The sequence below is a fragment of the Fictibacillus nanhaiensis genome, from assembly GCF_042686385.1.
Classification (GTDB): Bacteria; Bacillota; Bacilli; order Bacillales; family Fictibacillaceae; genus Fictibacillus; species Fictibacillus nanhaiensis.
Genome location: NZ_JBHUPF010000005.1, coordinates 20178 through 38485, shown reverse-complemented (window position 1 = coordinate 38485; position 18308 = coordinate 20178). Strand labels below are relative to the sequence as shown.

General features: G+C 40.5%; 23 protein-coding genes. 13 read left to right on the top strand and 10 right to left on the bottom strand.

Annotated elements, in window-relative coordinates; translation table 11 throughout:
* Positions 1–118 precede the first annotated feature (118 nt).
* Positions 119–1507, top strand: coding sequence for a 23S rRNA (uracil(1939)-C(5))-methyltransferase RlmD (gene rlmD, locus ACFS5O_RS02790; protein WP_205724479.1), 1389 nt, complete (start codon positions 119–121; stop codon positions 1505–1507).
* A 21-nt stretch (positions 1508–1528) separates the two neighbouring features.
* Positions 1529–2092: a maltose acetyltransferase domain-containing protein gene (locus tag ACFS5O_RS02785; protein ID WP_205724480.1), complete on the top strand. Its 564-nt coding sequence runs from the start codon at positions 1529–1531 to the stop codon at positions 2090–2092.
* 231 nt (positions 2093–2323) lie between these two features.
* Here ACFS5O_RS02785 and ACFS5O_RS02780 read toward each other — a convergent pair whose 3' ends face one another.
* The 5 genes from ACFS5O_RS02780 to ACFS5O_RS02760 form a co-directional block, all read right to left on the bottom strand.
* Entirely contained in the window at positions 2324–2488 is a 165-nt protein-coding gene (locus ACFS5O_RS02780; protein ID WP_082861253.1) for a YfhD family protein, read from the bottom strand.
* Positions 2489–2601: 113 nt separating this feature from the next.
* Positions 2602–2739, bottom strand: a complete 138-nt coding sequence (locus tag ACFS5O_RS02775) for a hypothetical protein (protein ID WP_153238255.1) — start codon at positions 2737–2739, stop codon at positions 2602–2604.
* 89 nt (positions 2740–2828) lie between these two features.
* Complete coding sequence (locus ACFS5O_RS02770; protein ID WP_066391109.1) at positions 2829–3395, bottom strand: GNAT family N-acetyltransferase; 567 nt, start codon at positions 3393–3395, stop codon at positions 2829–2831.
* 254 nt (positions 3396–3649) lie between these two features.
* The gene (locus ACFS5O_RS02765; RefSeq protein WP_205724481.1) at positions 3650–4780 is read right to left on the bottom strand and encodes an amidohydrolase; all 1131 of its coding nucleotides are present in this window, start codon (positions 4778–4780) and stop codon (positions 3650–3652) included.
* A 30-nt stretch (positions 4781–4810) separates the two neighbouring features.
* A complete protein-coding gene (locus ACFS5O_RS02760) occupies positions 4811–5704 on the bottom strand; it encodes a TIGR01777 family oxidoreductase (RefSeq protein WP_205724482.1) in 894 nt (297 codons plus the stop codon).
* A gap of 103 nt (positions 5705–5807) precedes the next feature.
* On the opposite strand from ACFS5O_RS02760, the gene ACFS5O_RS02755 reads away from it, so the two are divergent.
* From ACFS5O_RS02755 to recX, 3 genes are all read left to right on the top strand, one after another.
* The gene (locus tag ACFS5O_RS02755; protein WP_205724483.1) at positions 5808–7910 is read left to right on the top strand and encodes a carbon starvation CstA family protein; all 2103 of its coding nucleotides are present in this window, start codon (positions 5808–5810) and stop codon (positions 7908–7910) included.
* The gene (locus tag ACFS5O_RS02750) at positions 7907–8113 is read left to right on the top strand and encodes a YbdD/YjiX family protein (RefSeq protein WP_205724484.1); all 207 of its coding nucleotides are present in this window, start codon (positions 7907–7909) and stop codon (positions 8111–8113) included. Before ACFS5O_RS02755 ends, ACFS5O_RS02750 begins: the two co-directional genes overlap by 4 nt.
* 408 nt (positions 8114–8521) lie before the next feature.
* On the top strand, positions 8522–9337 hold the full coding sequence (recX, locus tag ACFS5O_RS02745) for a recombination regulator RecX (protein ID WP_205724485.1): 816 nt from the start codon (positions 8522–8524) through the stop codon (positions 9335–9337).
* Here recX and ACFS5O_RS02740 read toward each other — a convergent pair.
* A complete protein-coding gene (locus ACFS5O_RS02740; protein WP_318300066.1) occupies positions 9324–10004 on the bottom strand; it encodes an SDR family NAD(P)-dependent oxidoreductase in 681 nt (226 codons plus the stop codon). The genes recX and ACFS5O_RS02740 overlap by 14 nt on opposite strands.
* Positions 10005–10062: 58 nt before the next feature.
* On the opposite strand from ACFS5O_RS02740, the gene ACFS5O_RS02735 reads away from it, so the two are divergent.
* Positions 10063–10368 carry a YfhH family protein gene (locus tag ACFS5O_RS02735; RefSeq protein WP_066391118.1) on the top strand — a complete coding sequence of 102 codons (306 nt, stop codon included), beginning with the start codon at positions 10063–10065 and terminating at the stop codon, positions 10366–10368.
* 240 nt (positions 10369–10608) lie between these two features.
* Here the strand turns inward: ACFS5O_RS02735 and ACFS5O_RS02730 are convergent, their stop codons facing one another.
* A complete protein-coding gene (locus ACFS5O_RS02730; RefSeq protein WP_077364736.1) occupies positions 10609–10776 on the bottom strand; it encodes a YpzG family protein in 168 nt (55 codons plus the stop codon).
* Positions 10777–10815: 39 nt separating this feature from the next.
* On the bottom strand, positions 10816–10971 hold the full coding sequence (gene sspK, locus ACFS5O_RS02725; protein WP_066242730.1) for a small, acid-soluble spore protein K: 156 nt from the start codon (positions 10969–10971) through the stop codon (positions 10816–10818).
* 100 nt (positions 10972–11071) lie between these two features.
* Here sspK and ACFS5O_RS02720 point away from each other — a divergent pair, with 100 nt between their 5' ends.
* The gene (locus tag ACFS5O_RS02720; protein ID WP_144703885.1) at positions 11072–11338 is read left to right on the top strand and encodes a YfhJ family protein; all 267 of its coding nucleotides are present in this window, start codon (positions 11072–11074) and stop codon (positions 11336–11338) included.
* A 13-nt stretch (positions 11339–11351) separates the two neighbouring features.
* Here the strand turns inward: ACFS5O_RS02720 and ACFS5O_RS02715 are convergent, their stop codons facing one another.
* The gene (locus ACFS5O_RS02715; protein ID WP_205724487.1) at positions 11352–12353 is read right to left on the bottom strand and encodes a metal-dependent hydrolase; all 1002 of its coding nucleotides are present in this window, start codon (positions 12351–12353) and stop codon (positions 11352–11354) included.
* A 36-nt stretch (positions 12354–12389) separates the two neighbouring features.
* On the opposite strand from ACFS5O_RS02715, the gene ACFS5O_RS02710 reads away from it, so the two are divergent.
* The 3 genes from ACFS5O_RS02710 to ACFS5O_RS02700 are packed head-to-tail and all read left to right on the top strand — an operon-like array spanning position 12390 to position 14579.
* Positions 12390–12704, top strand: a complete 315-nt coding sequence (locus ACFS5O_RS02710) for a hypothetical protein (protein ID WP_205724488.1) — start codon at positions 12390–12392, stop codon at positions 12702–12704.
* A 1-nt stretch (position 12705) separates the two neighbouring features.
* Entirely contained in the window at positions 12706–13827 is a 1122-nt protein-coding gene (gene mutY / locus ACFS5O_RS02705; protein ID WP_318300067.1) for an A/G-specific adenine glycosylase, read from the top strand.
* A complete protein-coding gene (locus ACFS5O_RS02700) occupies positions 13824–14579 on the top strand; it encodes an SDR family NAD(P)-dependent oxidoreductase (protein ID WP_205724489.1) in 756 nt (251 codons plus the stop codon). The genes mutY and ACFS5O_RS02700 overlap by 4 nt, the downstream gene beginning before the upstream one ends.
* Positions 14580–14908: 329 nt before the next feature.
* Here ACFS5O_RS02700 and ACFS5O_RS02695 read toward each other — a convergent pair whose 3' ends face one another.
* Positions 14909–15133: a hypothetical protein gene (locus ACFS5O_RS02695; protein WP_205724129.1), complete on the bottom strand. Its 225-nt coding sequence runs from the start codon at positions 15131–15133 to the stop codon at positions 14909–14911.
* A 145-nt stretch (positions 15134–15278) separates the two neighbouring features.
* Between ACFS5O_RS02695 and ACFS5O_RS02690 the strand changes: the two genes are divergently transcribed.
* The 3 genes from ACFS5O_RS02690 (at position 15279) to ACFS5O_RS02680 (ending at position 18219) form a co-directional block, all read left to right on the top strand.
* Entirely contained in the window at positions 15279–15452 is a 174-nt protein-coding gene (locus ACFS5O_RS02690) for a gamma-type small acid-soluble spore protein (protein ID WP_205724128.1), read from the top strand.
* Between the two features lie 392 nt (positions 15453–15844).
* Positions 15845–16372, top strand: a complete 528-nt coding sequence (ntdP, locus tag ACFS5O_RS02685) for a nucleoside tri-diphosphate phosphatase (RefSeq protein ID WP_066242704.1) — start codon at positions 15845–15847, stop codon at positions 16370–16372.
* Positions 16373–16476: 104 nt separating this feature from the next.
* Entirely contained in the window at positions 16477–18219 is a 1743-nt protein-coding gene (locus tag ACFS5O_RS02680) for an ABC transporter ATP-binding protein (protein WP_205724127.1), read from the top strand.
* Positions 18220–18308: the final 89 nt, after the last annotated feature.

Genomic DNA, 18308 nt, shown 5'->3' with positions numbered 1-18308 from the left:
CTTTAGTATTGTTTTTGTATAAAATCATTTTCCGAATGAATTTGAAGTTGGTAGAACATGCGAGTTTCGTCTACAATAAGGAAAGCCACTTTTAGCTAAGAAACGAGTGAATATTATTATGAGAAATACGAAACAAAACAACCCTATTATGAAGATAGGTGAAACAATTCCGCTTCTAATTAAACGATTAGGCATCAACGGTGAAGGAATTGGATTTCATCAAAGACAAGTAGTCTTTGTTCCTGGAGCCATTCCCGGTGAAGAAATGTCGGTTATCATTACGAAAGTTTTTCCAAACCGAGCAGAAGCAAAGATAAAGAAAGTATTTAAAAAGTCCAAAGATCGAGTCACTCCACCATGTCCAATATATGAGACATGCGGCGGATGTCAGATTCAGCATATGTCTTATCCTGCTCAACTTAGAGAAAAGCGCGATATTGTTGTGCAAGCTTTTGAGCGATACACAAAGATTCATAAGGACAAATTGAATGTGAGAAAAACAATTGGAATGGACGAGCCTTGGGCATATCGCAATAAGTCTCAATTTCAAGTTGGTAAGATCGATGATACGGTCATTGCAGGACTTTATAGCTCCAACTCACATAAGTTGATCAACATCGATCACTGCCTCGTACAGCATGAGGATACGAATATTGTTACGAATAAAGTAAAACAAATTATTAGAGATCTGAATCTACCTATATATGACGAAAGAAAACAAACGGGGAGCATACGTACCATTGTAGTTAGAACAGCCTTCCGTACGGATGAAATTCAGTTAGTCATCGTAACAGCAACGAATGAGCTGCCGAAAAAAGAACTTTTTGTAGCAGAGATCAAGAAAAGACTGCCTCAGGTGACTTCCTTTATTCAAAACATAAACGAAGAGAAAACGTCGCTTGTATTCGGTGAACAGACGGAGGGTATTTTCGGAAAAGATACGATCACTGAACATCTTGGAGATCTTCGTTTTGAGCTGTCAGCACGTGCGTTTTTCCAGTTGAATCCTGAGCAGACTGTAAACTTATATAACGAAGTAAAAAGACAGGCCAATCTGACTGGTAAAGAAAAGGTTGTTGATGCTTATTGTGGTTCGGGTACGATCGGCATGTGGCTTGCGAATGGTGCAGAAGAAGTAAGAGGGATGGACATCATTAAAGAATCCATCATGGATGCAAGAAAAAATGCTGAGAAACACCAAATTAAAAACGCTTATTATGAGACAGGAAAAGCTGAAAAACTTCTCCCAAAATGGGTGAAAGAAGGCTGGGAACCTGACGTAGTAGTCGTAGATCCACCAAGAACGGGGTGTGATCCTGTTTTCTTAGAAACGATAATCAAAACAAAACCTAAAAAAATGGTATACGTTTCTTGTAACCCTTCAACTTTAGCGAAAGATGTCCACATGTTAATAAGTAATGGTTATAAGGTAGAGGAGATAACTCCTGTGGATATGTTTCCTCAAACATCACAAGTTGAAGCTGTATGTACATTAGTTCTTAAATAGTTAGTGAAAGGAACGGTCTGCATGAAAACGGAAAAAGAAAAGATGATCGATGGAGAAATGTATCGTCCCGATGATCAACAGCTTGTTACTGAGCGAATTCAAGCAAGAAAGCTGACACGAGAGTACAACGCCACAACAGAAGAGGAATGGGATAAGCGTAGTTCTTTGATAAAAGAATTGTTCGGTTCAACTGGTCAGAATGTTGGAATAGAGCCGAACTTTAGATGTGATTATGGCTACAACATTCATGTTGGGGAAAACTTTTACGCGAACTTCGACTGCACCATTTTAGATGTGTGTGAGGTACATTTTGGAGATAATTGCATGTTAGCTCCAGGCGTTCATATCTATACAGCAACTCATCCATTAGATCCTGTAGAAAGAAATTCCGGCGCTGAATATGGTAAACCTATCGAGATCGGAAATAACGTTTGGCTTGGTGGAGGAGCCATTATTAATCCAGGTGTAAAAATAGGGGATAATGCGGTAATCGCTTCAGGAGCGGTAGTGACTAAAAACGTTCCAGCAAATGTAGTAGTTGGAGGAAATCCAGCAAGAGTAATAAAAACGATTGAAATGAAATAATATATGTAAAGCTTAAAAAATTCAGAAATATACACACTATCCACATGGTTTTCCACAGAAAATGTGCATAACTTTCGCTTTTTGCACAAAATTGCACACAACTAGCTTTGGGGAAGATTCAATTATCCACATTATCAACAATGATGTGAATAACTTTATCCACAAGATATGTGAATCATAAAGAATTCTATATTAAAAAAAGACCTGCTATCCCAGCAGGTCTTTTTGCACTTAGCGACGGCCTTTTTTCTGGCGTCGGTCAGCGGCTTGTGCACGTGCTTGTGCTTCAAGATCGTTTTGATCTGCCAATTCACTTGAGTACTCGACATCAAGTCCTTTGGCTTGAGAAGCTTTAGCATTGTTGTGCAATGAGGACTTTCGGTTACGTTTTTCCACACAAATACCTCCTTAAAGATATCACGATGTTTTGAAACGTAAATCAAAAGCGATTGAGGAACTTGTCCTCAACTATAGAATGTGCATTATCTTGCTGATTATGATAGGAAGAATTAGGAATTATCTTCGTTTGTCATTTCTTGCGTCTCAGCTGTTGATTCAGCAGACTTTAATTCCTCTTTATATAGAATTTCTTGTGTTTTGGTTAGATCGTCATTTCTTTCTTTTGCTTGTTGTTTTTTACTTTCCATAACGTTTCCTCCTCACAAAAAAATAAACATCACTCAAAATGGAGTGATGTTCTTTAGTATGCGCAGAGGAGCTGTACAAGTTACCTGTATTAAGCTTCCTTTAACTGTTCTTCCACAATTTCCAGAGGCTGTGTTTGTGTACGAAGCATGTGCATAAGATAGTTATCTTTTTCAATCTGATAAAGGTTATAGATATCCTGCCCCTGATTAAGCTGATCATAAACATCTTTTCTTGTTTCGTTAGCTAACGTCACATAAGGAATTTTTTCAGCAGCTTTTTGTGAACGAATATTTACTTTGCGAATACGCATAAAAATGGTGTGGATATCTTTCTCATAAAACAATTCAGAAAAGAAAGCTTCTTTTGCTAAAGAATTATATCCTTTTCCGAAGTAAGGCTGACCAATCCAGGTACCAAGAAAGCCATAGCCGTCTTGGACATCGAATAAATTAATGGTGCCGATTGGATTATGCCACTCATCCAAAATCGTTCTGGAAATAATGTTTCCTTGGTCTTCTTCCTCGATCGTTTGCTTCGTTAGAAATAGAAATTCTTCAAATGAAGCCGCTTTTTGACGCACAAAAGGGAAGACGTCTGGGTGCACCATTAAATTGTAAAGAACATGACTGTCTGATAAATCACGCTTTTTCAACAATTTAATCCCTCCTAGAGGGCAGAAGTATCCCCCACCCTCGAATTAAGAATAAAAATTAATTCGGGGTGGGAATCGAACCCACTAGGACCAGTCATAGCTGGTGGCGCACCAATTGCCTTCCCTTGCTTCAATATTTAATTTATGAAAATAATGTTGTATTTGATTCGGGAGCGACTTTTAAAATGTTCCGGATTCGCATAATCCGCATGTTGCTCTAATTGTATAATAAGACATTTTTTTAAAAAAGAAAATAGTTATTTTGTAGATTTTTTGTAAATTATTTCTCCGTCGATCATGGTCATGACAGGGGTGGCAGAAAAGTGGAACGGATGCTCAGTCCAGAGGGATAAATCAGCATCTTTTCCGATCTCGATACTGCCTACTCGATCATCGATTCCAAGGTTCTTGGCAGGAGCGATTGTGATTCCTTCAAGCGCTTTTTTTTCGCTCAATCCTTCTCTAACGGCAATTGCCGCACAAACGTTTAAATATTGAATCGGAATGTATGGGTGATCAGTCGTGATTGAAACTTCAACATTATTTTCGGATAGTATACGATACGTATCCCATGTTTTGTTCTTTAGTTCGATCTTAGACTTACGTGTTAGTGTAGGACCAACACTTACTTTTAAGTTCAAATCTTTGAACGAGTCGGCAATAAGATGACCTTCTGTGCAATGTTCAATACGGAAATCTAGGTTGAATTCTTCAGCAAAACGAATAGCTGACAGAATATCATCTGCTCGGTGAGCATGAATACGAACAGGGATCTCACGATTTAAAGCGGCTGCGATTGGTGCAACACGCAAATTATCTTGGTAGGCAGAATCTTTCGCTTGGTAAAAAGCTTCACGCAGCATCCCCATGATCCCCATACGAGTAATAGAATCATTGTGCCGTCCACTGTGGATACGCTTTGGATTTTCACCTAATGCAATCTTAAGTCCAGCCGTTTCCTTAATGATCATTTTCCTAATATCGTGTCCATGCGTTTTAATAACAGATGTCGTTCCACCGATAACATTTGCACTACCAGGCATGATATGAGCTGTTGTAACTCCATAACGTACGGCATCTTTAAAAGCGATGTCGAGTGGATGACAGCCATCGATCGCACGAATATGTGGAGTTAGCACCTCATGCGTTTCGTTAGCATCGTTGCCAGCCCATCCTGTTCCTTCGTCATATAAACCTAGATGAGTATGAACATCAATGAATCCAGGAAGAAGATGCAGATTTTCAGCTTGAATGATTTCCATATCGGCTGTTGGCTCAATATGCGTTTCGACAGCTATGATTTTTCCATTCTCAATTAGAACATCGCCTTGCTGAAGCTCGCTGCTAGTAATCGGATAAACTTTTGCTTTTTGAATTAATGTTTTCATAAGTTGTCACCTGATAAATTATTTTTATTATCATTGTAACAAATCATGTAAAGCCCCCTTTAAGTGTGGATAGGAAAAGGTATAGCCTAGGTTTTGCGCTTTTTCTGGAAGTACTTGCTGTCCCTTTAGGATCAACATACTCATTTCACCGAACATGAGTTTAAAAGCGATCGAAGGAGCAGGGAGCCAATGTGGTCGATGCATAACGTCCCCTGTTACTTGACCGAATTCTTTCATCGTAACAGGATGTGGAGACGTTACATTAACAGGACCTGAATATTGTTCATTTTCTATGGCTTCTGTGATGAGTTTTGCTACGTCCTCCAAATGAACCCATGAAACCCACTGATCACCTGAACCCACAGTACCACCTGCAAAAAAACGATAGGGAAGACTTAATTGAGGAAGTACTCCACCATCTTTACCTAGTACTAGTCCAAATCGCGTGAAAACCGTTCTGATTCCGAGGGATTCCGCTCCTGATGCTTTTGTTTCCCAAGCACTAACAACTTCAGCTAAAAAGTCTGTGCCGTGTTTGGATGATCTTTCTGTGAACACTTCCGTCTCAGAAGTTCCATAATAACCAATAGCAGATGCGTTTACCCAAACGGAAGGTTTATTTGGCATCTTCTCAACGAGCTTCAGTAAATTTTCAGTTACTTTTAAACGACTGTTTAAAATACCCTGTTTCTTTTCATCGGTCCATCTGCCGTTAATGGATTCTCCAGCAAGGTTTACTACTGCATCAATCGGAGGTAGATCAGGTTCATTGTTTGACATCCATTGCACGTATTTAACGTTTTTTTTCTGAGATTGTTTATCTTTTCGTGTAAGAATATAGACTTCATTCCCGAGCGATGTAAGGTGATGGGTCAGAAAGCTTCCTACAAAGCCAGTGCCTCCTGTAATTAAGATTCTTTTCAAGATAATCCACCTCTTTCCAATTTATTTATTTAAAAATTATGAATATTTGTTATAATTCATCTTGTACATATTATATTACCCTATTGAGGAGGAAAGAAGGCTTATGGAGCTCCAAAGAAATGTGCAAGCAAAAAAGAAGAACCCCTTTTTGAAAGCGCTGTTATGGATTGGTATTGCTTTAGCGGGGGGAATCGCCTTATCGATCATCGCGCTCCAAAGAGACGAGAAGATCAATGCAATCTGGTTTGTTGTTGCTTCCTTGTGTACCTATGCCATTGCTTATCGCTTTTATGCACGATTTATTGCTACAAAAATCTTCAGCCTTAATAAAAACAACGCAACACCTGCAGAAAGATATGCAGATGGTAAGGATTATGTACCGACAAACAAATGGGTCCTTTATGGACACCATTTTGCTGCGATCGCGGGTGCTGGTCCACTTGTAGGTCCAACCTTAGCCGCACAGATGGGATATCTGCCTGGTACCATCTGGATTATTGTCGGCGCTGTACTTGCGGGTGCTGTACAAGACTTTGTTATTTTAATTATTTCCATGAGACGCAGAGGTAAATCAATCGGTCAGATTGCGAAAGAAGAAATAGGGCCAGTTGGTGGAATGCTAGCGCTTATCGGTGTTTTTGCTATTATGGTTATTTTAATCGCCGTGCTTGCACTAGTCGTTGTTAACGCACTTAAATCAAGCCCGTGGGGTACATATACGATTGCCATGACTATACCGATCGCTCTTTTCATGGGTGTTTATATGCGCTATCTTCGCCCGGGAAGGGTAGGAGAAGCGTCCATTATTGGTTTTGTATTGTTGATTTTTGCACTTATCAGCGGCCAATGGGTAGCGGATTCTCCAACACTTGCACCTCTTTTTACATTTGATGGAGAGACTTTAGCATGGATGTTGATCGTTTATGGTTTTCTTGCATCTGTTCTTCCTGTTTGGATGCTTCTTGCACCAAGGGACTATCTCAGTACGTTCTTAAAAGTAGGGGTAATCGGAATGATGGCACTCGGTATTCTCATCGTAATGCCTGAGATTCAAATGCCTGCTCTCACTAAATTTATTGATGGAACAGGTCCAGTATTCGCAGGAAACCTCTTTCCGTTCTTGTTCATTACGATTGCTTGTGGAGCCATCTCTGGTTTCCATGCTTTGATCTCATCAGGAACATCGCCTAAACTAATCGCAAACGAGCAGCATGCTCCTATGATTGGTTACGCAGGAATGCTAACAGAATCTTTTGTCGCGATTATGGCGATGGTAGCAGCAACGCTTTTAACGCCTGGAATCTATTTTGCCATCAACTCTCCAGGTGCTGCGATCGGAACGGATGTCGCAACAGCTGCTACAACGATTTCCTCTTGGGGATTCACGGTATCCGCAGATGAAATCAATGAACTCGCTAAAAATGTTGATGAAGAATCGATTCTATCTCGGACAGGGGGTGCCCCGTCACTAGCTGTAGGGATCGCACAAATTTTCTCGCAAGTTATCGGTGGACCACAGCTGATGGCGTTCTGGTACCATTTTGCGATACTTTTTGAGGCTGTATTCATATTGACCACCATTGACGCTGGTACACGAGTAGGTAGGTTTATGCTTCAAGATCTTCTTGGACAAATCTACAAACCTTTACGAAAAACAGACTCAATGCCAGCTGTATATTTCACGAGTGCGTTAGTCGTTGCAGGCTGGGGTTATTTCTTAGTTGTCGGTGTAACGGATCCGTTAGGCGGCATCAATACGCTGTGGCCATTGTTCGGTATCGTTAACCAAATGTTAGCGGCTATCGCACTTATCGTGGCAACTACCGTTATTTTGAAGATGGGTAAGAAGAAGTTTGTGTGGGTTACATTGGTTCCACTTGCTTGGTTGATGATCGTAACGTTCTATGCGGCTTGGCAAAAGATTTTCTCTGATATTCCGAAAATCGGTTTCTTAAAACAAGCAGAGGTCATGAAAGAAGCGATAGCGAGCGGCAACTTGCCAGCTACTGTACCTTCCATGGAAGCTGCAGAAAAGCTGGTATTCAACAATACGTTAAATGCTTATTTAACAGCGATTTTTATGTTACTTATTCTAGGAGTTCTTATTGATGCAATGCGAATCTGGTACAAAGCGATCAAGAGCGAAAAACCTTTAGAAACTTCAGAAGAGCCATTTGTGCAAACAAAGCTTGGTGATGTCTCGTGACATTTCAAGCAGCTTGGAAATGGGTGAAAGACATCTTTCAGATCCTTTTATATATCGGAAAGGGAATTTCAAATCTGCCTGATTATCAAGCTTATGTGAAGCATCTAAAAGAAAATCATCCAGATCTCACACCTCCGACTGAAAAAGAGTTTTTTGCAGAGTTACTCGAGAATAAATACGGCGCAAATGCAAAACGCTGTTGATAAACCTTTATAAGTGCAGGTTGCACTTTCATTAAAAAAGCATTCTTCCCACTGGGGGAGGGTGCTTTTTTATGTGATGAACAGGTGAGCTGAGGGTGGTGGAAGGTATGCTTTTTACGGTACGTGTTTTTTTTTTTAATTACACGTTCACCGGTAAAGTAGCGTTTACCACCTATAAATTACTTATTTCCACCGATGAATGCTGTGTGAGCACCTGTAACTGAGGTTTCTACACCTGTAAATCAGTTCTAACCACCGATGTTGTTTTAAATCCCCGCCTCATCCAACGATAAGGTGCTTGTTTTCATTAACATTCTCATCCAGATACAATCGGAGGGTTTGAAGACTGTTCAAACAGCACGAAATCCGTAAGATATGGTACACTAATTGGTGAAAGAAGGTGGGTAGATGGCTGTTATAACAAGGATTTCTGCTCAGCAAAAAAACGACGAACGATTTAATATTTTTATCCAAAAAGGACCAAAAGAAGAATTTGCATTTAGCGTAGACGCAGATGTTTTAATAAAGTTTTCGCTCCAAAAGGGTATGGAGATCGATGAAGAAGAGTGGGAAGCCATCATTGAAGAAGATCATTATCGAAAAGCGTTCAACAAAGCTCTTCATTACTTATCTTTTCGGATGCGAACCGCTCATGAGATTGAAGTCTATCTAGAAAAGAAAGAAGTTCCTGAATCCACTATTAAACGAGTTCTGCAAAAACTTTCAGAGTATGATTTTGTGAATGACGAAACCTTTGCGAAATCTCTCGTGAGAAGTCGTATGAACACATCGTTTAAAGGTCCAGGCATGATTAGGCAGGAGCTGAAGAAAAAAGGAATCAGTGATCGTCACACAGAAGAGGCTCTTGATCAATTCAGTTATGAAGAGCAACTAGAAGCTAGCATTGCGTTTATTCAAAAACAATTTTCAAGCGGAAAGAAACGTTCTGAGAAAGAACAGAAGCAAAGGATCGCTCAGCAGCTTCAGCAAAAAGGATATATGTGGGAAGTAATTGAAATGGCGTTTCAAGAAGCGAAGATCAGTCAATCGGCTGAAGATGAAAAAGAAGCCTTGCTGGCACATGCTCGCAAAGCTCACCATAAATACAAAAAGTACAGTGGGTTTGAATACGAGTCGCGCATGAAGAAATTTCTTTACAGCAAAGGCTTCAATTCCGAAGTGATATCTGAACTGCTTAACGGGGATGAAATTAACGATCTATAAAGATTTCAGGTCTGTTGTCGTCCTGTTCCACGATTAGTGCCGCAACTTGCTCTGGAGACTTTAAGCGTGAGCGATCTGTAATATGAGTGGATTCATCCCAGAACGGCGTATCCATACCACCCATATAAACGGCAGTTGGATAGATATTTGATCCGTCCCATTCCTTTACAAGACTTTCCGTAAATCCTCTAACGGCAAACTTAGAAGCACAATAGACGGATTCATTTACTTTTCCACGTAATCCTGCCGTTGAAATAATGTTCATGACCTTGCCGAAGCCTTGCTTTTCAAATAGTGAAAAAGCAATCTTCGTTGGAAAAATGGTGCCATAAACATTCGTTTCAAGCATCCCTGTGATATCTGTTTTTGATAAGTCTTCAAGCGGATCGAATATTCCAATGCCTGCATTGTTGATCAACGCGTGAACATGCTCGCTTTGAAAGATGGATTGAAGCATGGATTCTGTTTGTTCGTAATTCGTAACATCACACACTTTATAGGACACGGTGTTTTCAGGGTTAACAAATGATTGCACAGCTTGTTTTAATTTTTCTTCATTACGACCAACAAGGTATATGTTGTGTGTTTTATTATATTCAAGGGCAAGTGCGAGTCCTAAGCCTGAACCGCCGCCCGTAATAATTACTGTCTTATTCAAAATTATCACTCCTATGTAGTTAGTTCTTAAGCATATATAGGGTACAGAAAAGAAAGGAAGTAATCAAATGGAAAAAAGATTCAGCGAGATGACAGATGTTGAGATTAAAGGCGAAATTGCTTCCCTTCGAGCTAAGGCACAAAAAGCAGAACAAATGGGCATGGTAAGTGAGTACGCTGTTTATGAACGAAAGATCGCGATGGGCAAATGCTACTTGATGGATCCTTCAACGATTGAAAGCGGGAAAGAGTACGGAATTCAAGGAGATCCAGGTTCAACTTTTTCTGTGCTCTACCTAAATGGTATTTTTGCCTGGGGTTACAAAAATAAACAAAGTGCACTCGAAGCACTGCCGATTTCTGTTCTTGAATAATTTTGAAGGCTATTTCTTTGTGTTTTGTTCAAAGCTTCTTTGCAGTTGATTGGAGTGCAAGGTGCGAGACTCCTGGGGGATCAGCGGGACAGGTGAGACACCTAAGGTCGCAAGGCGACGAGGTGGCTCACCGCACGCCCCCCGGAAAGCGAGCACCTGAAACGGAGATCAGCCACTTTAAGTCTTTTTGATTAAAAAACAAAATAAAGAAGCGGTACAGGACCGCTCCTTTATTCGTCACTATGAACGCTTACGTGTTTGAATTTCAAGCACATAGTTATTTAATGCTTGCTGGGTCTCCCCGTTCACTTGGTTGTACGCATGCTTCGAATTGGCACGCGGTGAGTGAAAGGGGTCAGAATATTTACCGTTAAATCGCGTTGATGAGAAGTAGTCTTTCTTGTTCAACTGATTCACCCCCCAGAATGAAATTCATAACCGCAAGAGTTACTGATCATCTCGGTGTTGATTGGATAAAAACATTCGTTCCTGCGGATGGTCACGAATGGATCCATCTGGCCGTTTAGAAGAGAATTCCTCTTTTGATCTCGGCTCACCTGAGAAGGAGATCCGATTAGGGAAGTTTTTCGATTTATTACGCATGTGATTACCTCCTTATTATCGGTTCTCAACTAGTATGAAACGTGAGAGAACCCTTTATGTGACGGGGGTTTCTTTAAAAATTGGATAAGGAGGGAGAATAATGGAAGAGCGTTTTGACAGATTGGCGAAATTACTGCAAAAAAAGAACCCAGCCCTTACAAATCAAGAAGCAAGGGAATGGGTGGAAGGATTATGGGAAGATTTTGAGTCTACTCGAGCGAAAGCAGGATGGGAATATGAAGGACAAGAGGTTACTGAAAAAATGGTAACTCAGTTGATTACTTCATATGGCCATAAGCTTCATGAGTATTTTTCAAACAATCCTAAATTTCAGCGTTTCGTAAAAAAAGACGGGCCTATTCAATAAGCCCGTCTTCTTCCTATTCATTATTGTTAATAAGGTCCAGTGGAGAGAATTCCATCTTCTTTTTCAGACGGTCTTCGGAATACACCCAGCCTGTAAAAGAAGTAATGATGTTCAAGTTCTCATCTAACTGTACCATCGCGACAAAAGGATAATGTCCTTTACTTCTATATCGAAGATCAATAAATTGAACGAGATGACCGTGGTCATTTTTTTCGACTTCCCACCTGTGCACAGGGGAGAAAGAGAGAAAGGCAGATATGTTTTTGTCCTTTTTCGCTGCATCGATCAATTTCGTTTTCGGAACAGCTAGACGATCGAAAGTATCCCAAACCGTTACTTTTCCATTTTTTAAACCGGCTACGAAAAATTCGTGCTTCGATTTGATGGCTAGATGGTACTGACCCCAACGAATCGTAGGGCTGGCATAGATCTCTTCCGCTTCTGGAATCTTTTTCAGTACGATTTTGTTTACTCGTTGTCTCGATATGATTCGAATGATGTAATAAACGACGAGTATGCTGTACACTGCTAGAAATGTGTATCCAGGATTTACACCTATATACCAGAGCAGCAAGCCTCCGATATGCAAGAAAAAGATAAAAGGATCAAAGATACTAATGACACCTAACGCGATCCATTTTTTCGAAATCGGGTATAGTGCTTGTGTGCCGTAAGCGTTAAAGATATCGACGAACACATGAAGAAAAACGGCTATCGCAGTCCATAATAAAAGCTTTCCATTGTCGGCTTCGGGAACAAATAAAGAGATAGCCCCAAATAAGAGCAGTGGCCATATGACAAGTGCCGGCAATGAGTGGGTTATTCCTCTGTGATTGCGGATGTATACGGCATTATTTTTTAGTTTAAGAACGGTGTCAAAGTCGGGTGCTTGGGAACCAATCAGTGTCCCAGCAAGAATGGCATGGGAGGTTACTGGATCATTAGCAATCGCAGGGTCCAGCATCGCTAACCCACCTAACCCGAGCCCCATTACAATATGTGTGCCTGTATCCAAGGCGATCACCTCCTATGTAGGAATGGAGTGAAAAATATGTTAACGGTTTTTATGGAGTATAAAGTAAGTCCAGAATCCATTCAATGGTATGAGTCCCAAATGCAATCTGTCATCAATGAGCTTAAAGCTTGTGGTGCTTCAGATATTCAATGGTATAGAGCTGCAGATCAGCCATCCCTATATGTTGAATGTTTCCAAGTTAACGATCAAGCATCATATGATACCATTAAAAAAAATCGAACATCCCCACAGCATCCTGTTTTTTCAATCCTTAATGAATGTGTAACAGGAGGATTAGAAAAAATTCATTGCTGGGCGTTTGAAAAGCTAAACAAAAAGGAAGATCTGTAAATTGAACACAACAAGTAATAGTATATTTTCCCTCAATGATTCATATGTGAAACAATTTCAAGACCATTTGTTAACTTGGTATGACGAGAACAAGCGCACGTTGCCATGGAGAGAAAATCAAGATCCTTATCGTGTCTGGGTCTCTGAGATCATGCTTCAGCAAACGAGAGTGGATACCGTCATTCCTTATTTTGAACGATTTACTCAACTGTTCCCAACGCTGCAAGACCTTGCTTACGCGGATGAAGAAAAAGTCTTAAAAGCATGGGAGGGTCTAGGTTATTATTCCCGAGTTCGAAACTTACAAACCGCGGTAAGAGAAGTATGTGAATCTTATGGAGGAATAGTACCGAATACGCCTAAAGAGATTGCTGGATTAAAGGGAGTCGGTCCATATACAGCAGGAGCTGTTCTTAGTATTGCATACGGTATCCCAGAGCCTGCAGTTGATGGTAATGTTATGCGTGTTTTATCCAGAATCCTATTGATCGAAGAAGATATCAGTAAACCAAAAACGCGTGTACTCTTTGAAAAAGCAGTGAGAGAACTGATTTCACACGAAGATCCATCTTCTTTTAACCAAGCATTAATGGAGTTAGGTGCACTGATCTGCACACCGAAATCACCAGCTTGCTTATTATGTCCGATGCGAGAATTATGCAGAGGGTTCGAGAGTGGAAGACAAGCTGAGCTTCCTGTAAAGTTAGGAAAAACAAAAGTTCGAAAAGCAAAGATGAGTGCGGGTGTTTTGATAAATCGTGACGGACGTATTCTCATTCATAAAAGACCATCTGAAGGCTTACTCGCAAATATGTGGGAATTTCCAAACACTGAGTATGTTGGAGAGCACAAAGATGCTGAGATCGATGCATTGGTTGGATATGTGCAAGAACAGACGAATTTAGGAGCAGTGGTTGAGGAAAAAGCAGGTTACATTGAACACGTATTCTCTCACTTGAAATGGGAAATCCAAATATGGCAGGGAAAAATTGAAAGTGAAGATGATTTAGAGCAACTGCCCGATGACTGGAAATGGGTAACTGTAGATGAGCTCGACACGTATCCATTCCCAGTCTCACATCAAAAAATTATTCGACTCATCAAGGAGGCGTTAATCGTATGAATCTAGATCTTGAAGGTAAAGTTGTACTTGTTACAGGTGGATCTAAAGGGATCGGTCAAGGAATCGCCCATGCCTTTTTAGAAGAAGGAGCAAAAGTGGGGATCGTTGGACGTAACTTAGCTGATCTTGAAGCTGCTCAAAAAGAAGGAATTGAAATTTTTCAAGGTGATGTGACGAATGTTGAAGATCGTGAACGTATCATGGATGAATTCGTTACGAAATTTGAAACAATAGATGTTTTGGTTAACAATGCAGGTGGCAGCAATGGTTCTTCTGTTATGGAGACAAGTATGGAAGAGTTTGAAGAAGCCATGCATTTAAACTTTTTATCGGCAGTGGATCTGAGTAAGAGAGCGGCATCCATTATGAGCGAGAAATCTGACGGTGGAGCTATTATTAACATTTCATCTATTTTTGGCCGCGAATCGGGTGGTAAGCCTACGTATAATGCAAGTAAAGCAGCCATGATTTCCTTCACAAAATCCTTTGGTGACGAGATGATCAAAAAGGGGATACGAGTAAACGGCGTAGCCCCTGGATCAATCCTGCATGAAACAGGAAATTGGAAAAAAAGATTAGAACAAAATCCAGACCAAATTCATTCGTTTGTGGAAGAACATATTTCTGCAGGACGATTCGGAACAGTGGAAGAAGTAGCTAACGTAGTTGTTTTTCTATCTTCTAAAAAAGCTTCTTGGGTCGTAGGAAGCACGTTAAACGTGGATGGCGGACAGTCTTATAGTAATTTTTAATTCTTTTTTGAATGAAAACAAGCCCCGGCTGAGTGCAGGGGCTTGTTTTTATTGCTCGTCCAGCGGCTGGTAAGCACGCTGGACGAGCGATTCCCAGGGTTTATGAGCGATTCCCAGGGTTTATGAGCGATTCCCAGGGTTTATGAGCGATTCCCAGGGTTTATGAGCGATTCCCAGGGTTTATGAGCGATTCCCAGGGTTTATGAGCGATTCCCAGGGTTTATGAGCGATTCCCAGGGTTTATGAGCGATTCCCAGGGTTTATGAGCGATTCCCAGGGTTTATGAGCGATTCCCAGGGTTTATGAGCGATTCCCAGGCAATCAGGAAACTAATCGTACTTGACCTCAGTTCCATGCGTCCAGTCAGCTTCGTCGCGTTGCATTCCGCCTCTTGCTTCGATCTCTTTAATGATCTCGCGGTGCATGCTAGTCCCTTCTTCGTTTAAATAAGGAGCCACCTGCTGCAAGGAGTGATGGAAATAAGCGAGCTCTGCATCCTTCCAATCGGTCTTACTTGTCATACTTAGTTCTGTCATATCTCTTCCTACATACATGAGTCGTTCCTCCTTTATCAAGAATTCGTTATGGTTTCATTTATCCCCTATATCCCAATGTTTTAATACTGGAAATATCTAATAAAAAAAGTACTTATAAAAAAGCATGACCCCGGGTAAATTATATTTCGTGGAGGTGAAAAACATGGACAAACAACAAAAACAACAACAACAACAACAAGCTCGTCAAAAGCAACAAAACGCTCAACAACAAGCTGGTCAATCTTACGGGACTGAATTTGCTAGCGAAACTAACGCTCAAGAAGTTCGCCAACAAAACCAACAGTCTCAACAAGGTAAGAACCAACAACAAAAATAACCTCTATCCAGGAATGCTCCCTAATCACTAGGGAGCATTTTTTGGTTTCTCTTCATTTTTTTATCTAACCCTCACATGAATTACATACGTTTTCTAAACAAGTCCGATGGGAATACTAGTGACGAGTGGAATTATTTGAAAAAAGGCGCTTTATTGAAAAAAACAGGGACAAGTACATTTCCAAACTATTCTTAAAACGATATAATAAAGAAGAGAAAAAAAGCGTGTGTAATGAAAGAAAGTAATGATCGGGAATCAAAACGTTGAAAAATTGAAGAACGAGGTTTATTAATGGAGCTGGTGAATTACCGACAATTGGTTAAAGAGGAAGGAGAATTAACAATTCAATAGGTAACATTAGCTTCCGGAACTCGGGCAGAAAGGAGAGAGAGATGAGTTTTCCTGCAACCGGAAGTATAATCAATATCCAAAGCTATAAGCATAACGGTTATCTTCATAGAAACTGGGAAGATACGGTTATTTTGAAAGGGACTCCTAGTCAGGTGATTTGCGGTAACGACCGGATTCTTGTTACTGAATCTGATGGGCGTCAATGGCGCACGAGGGAACCAGCCATTTGCTATTTTAATGCGAAGCAATGGTTTAACGTGATCGGAATGATACGAGAAGACGGGATTTATTACTATTGCAACCTAGGCTCACCATTTATGTGGGACAAGGAAGCCTTAAAGTATATTGATTATGATCTTGATATCAAGGTATTTCCAGATGGAACTTATATCTTATTAGATGAAGATGAATATGAGCTGCATAAAAGAATGATGAGGTATCCGAGTCAGCTCGATACGATTATAAAGAAAAACCTTCAAGAGTTAATCTTGATGGTCACACAAAAAAAGGGACCGTTCGAACCTGGATTTGTGGAACAATGGTATGAAAGATATTTAGAATTCCGATAAAAAGGAAAACCTGTTGAAGAGTCAACAGGTTATCCTTTTTTTATCTTGGTTAACTTGGCGCTTGCCAAGTTTTCTTTTTATGAAGGAAAGAATGGTGAAATAAAATGGATAGTATTAAACGGTATTTGATTTTTGTAAAGCCATACAAGTGGCAAATTTTTTGGACGATCGTAATCGGATTAGCTAAATTCGGTATTCCGTTATTAACACCACTTATTTTAAAATATGTTGTCGATGACATCATTCAAGTTTCATTGCCGGTAGATGAAAAATTAAACAAGCTATACTGGCTCATGGCAGGAGCTGCCCTCATATTTGTAGTGCTTCGTCCACCGATTGAGTATTGGAGACAATATTATGCACAATGGGTAGGAACAAAGGTTTTATATGACATCCGTGATAAGATGTTTGATCATATTCAACGCCTGAGTCTTCGTTTTTATTCCAACAACAAATCGGGTGAAGTAATTTCAAGAGTCATCCATGATGTTGAGCAAACCAAAACGTTTGTCATAACAGGCCTTATGAATGTATGGCTAGATATGGCGACGATTATTATTGCAGCCGCTATCATGTTCTCTATGGATTTCTGGCTAACGGTCGTTGCCTTATCCATGCTTCCGGTCTACGGGTTCTCGGTAAAATTCTTCTATGCCCGACTTCGTCAACTAACGAAAGACCGTTCACAAGCTCTAGCTGAAGTACAAGGCCATCTGCACGAACGCGTTCAAGGAATGTCCGTGATTCGCAGTTTTGCACTTGAAGATCATGAGCAGGTTCAGTTTGATAAACGAAACCGAAATTTCTTAGACCGTGCAATGGATCACACAAAATGGAACGCGAAAACATTCTCGGTCGTAAATACCGTAACGGATATTGCCCCGCTTCTTGTTATTGGGTTTGCAGCGTATCAAGGAATTCAGGGGAACATTACGATTGGAGCACTAGTCGCTTTTGTTGCCTATATGGATAGACTTTATAATCCACTGAGACGACTAGTAAATTCATCGACAACACTCACTCAATCGATCGCTTCTATGGACCGGATGTTTGAGTTTTTAGATGAGTCCTATGATATTGAAGACTCTCCTCATGCCAAACCGTTAGAATCGGTAAAAGGGAAGCTTGATTTCGAGAATGTTTCGTTCACTTATAACGAAGAAGAAGCTGATGTGTTACATAATGTTTCCTTATCGGTCGAAGCAGGAGAAACGATTGCTTTAGTGGGGATGAGCGGAGGCGGTAAATCCTCGTTGATCAGTTTAATCCCCCGCTTTTACGACGTATCAAAGGGAAGCATCAAGCTGGATGGAACAGATATCCGTGATTTTAAAGTGCGTTCTCTAAGAGATAATATTGGGATGGTTCTTCAAGATAATATTCTATTTAGTGAATCCGTTCGAGCGAATATTCTTATGGGGAACCCAGAGGCATCTGATGAAGAGATGATTGCGGCTGCAAAAGCAGCTAATGCACATGAGTTCATCATGAGCCTTCCTGAAGGATATGACACGAAGATCGGTGAACGTGGGGTCAAGCTATCTGGCGGTCAGAAGCAGCGTGTGGCGATATCACGTGTTTTTCTAAAGAACCCACCGCTTCTTATCCTAGATGAAGCAACTTCCGCACTGGATCTTGAGAGTGAACATCTGATTCAAGAGGCTTTAGAAAAACTCGCAAAAGACCGGACAACGTTTATTGTGGCTCACCGACTTTCCACAATCACGCATGCTGACCGTATTATCGTTATCGACCACGGCAGAATCGTAGAGATCGGCAACCATAAAGAATTGATGAAAAAGCAAGGTGCTTATTACGACCTTTTCATGGTTCAACAATTAAATTAGATCTTTTAAGACCGGCAGAGATGCTGGTCTTTTTTTATGTTAATGGAGTTAAACACACTACGAAAGAACTACAACATAAGACATATTTG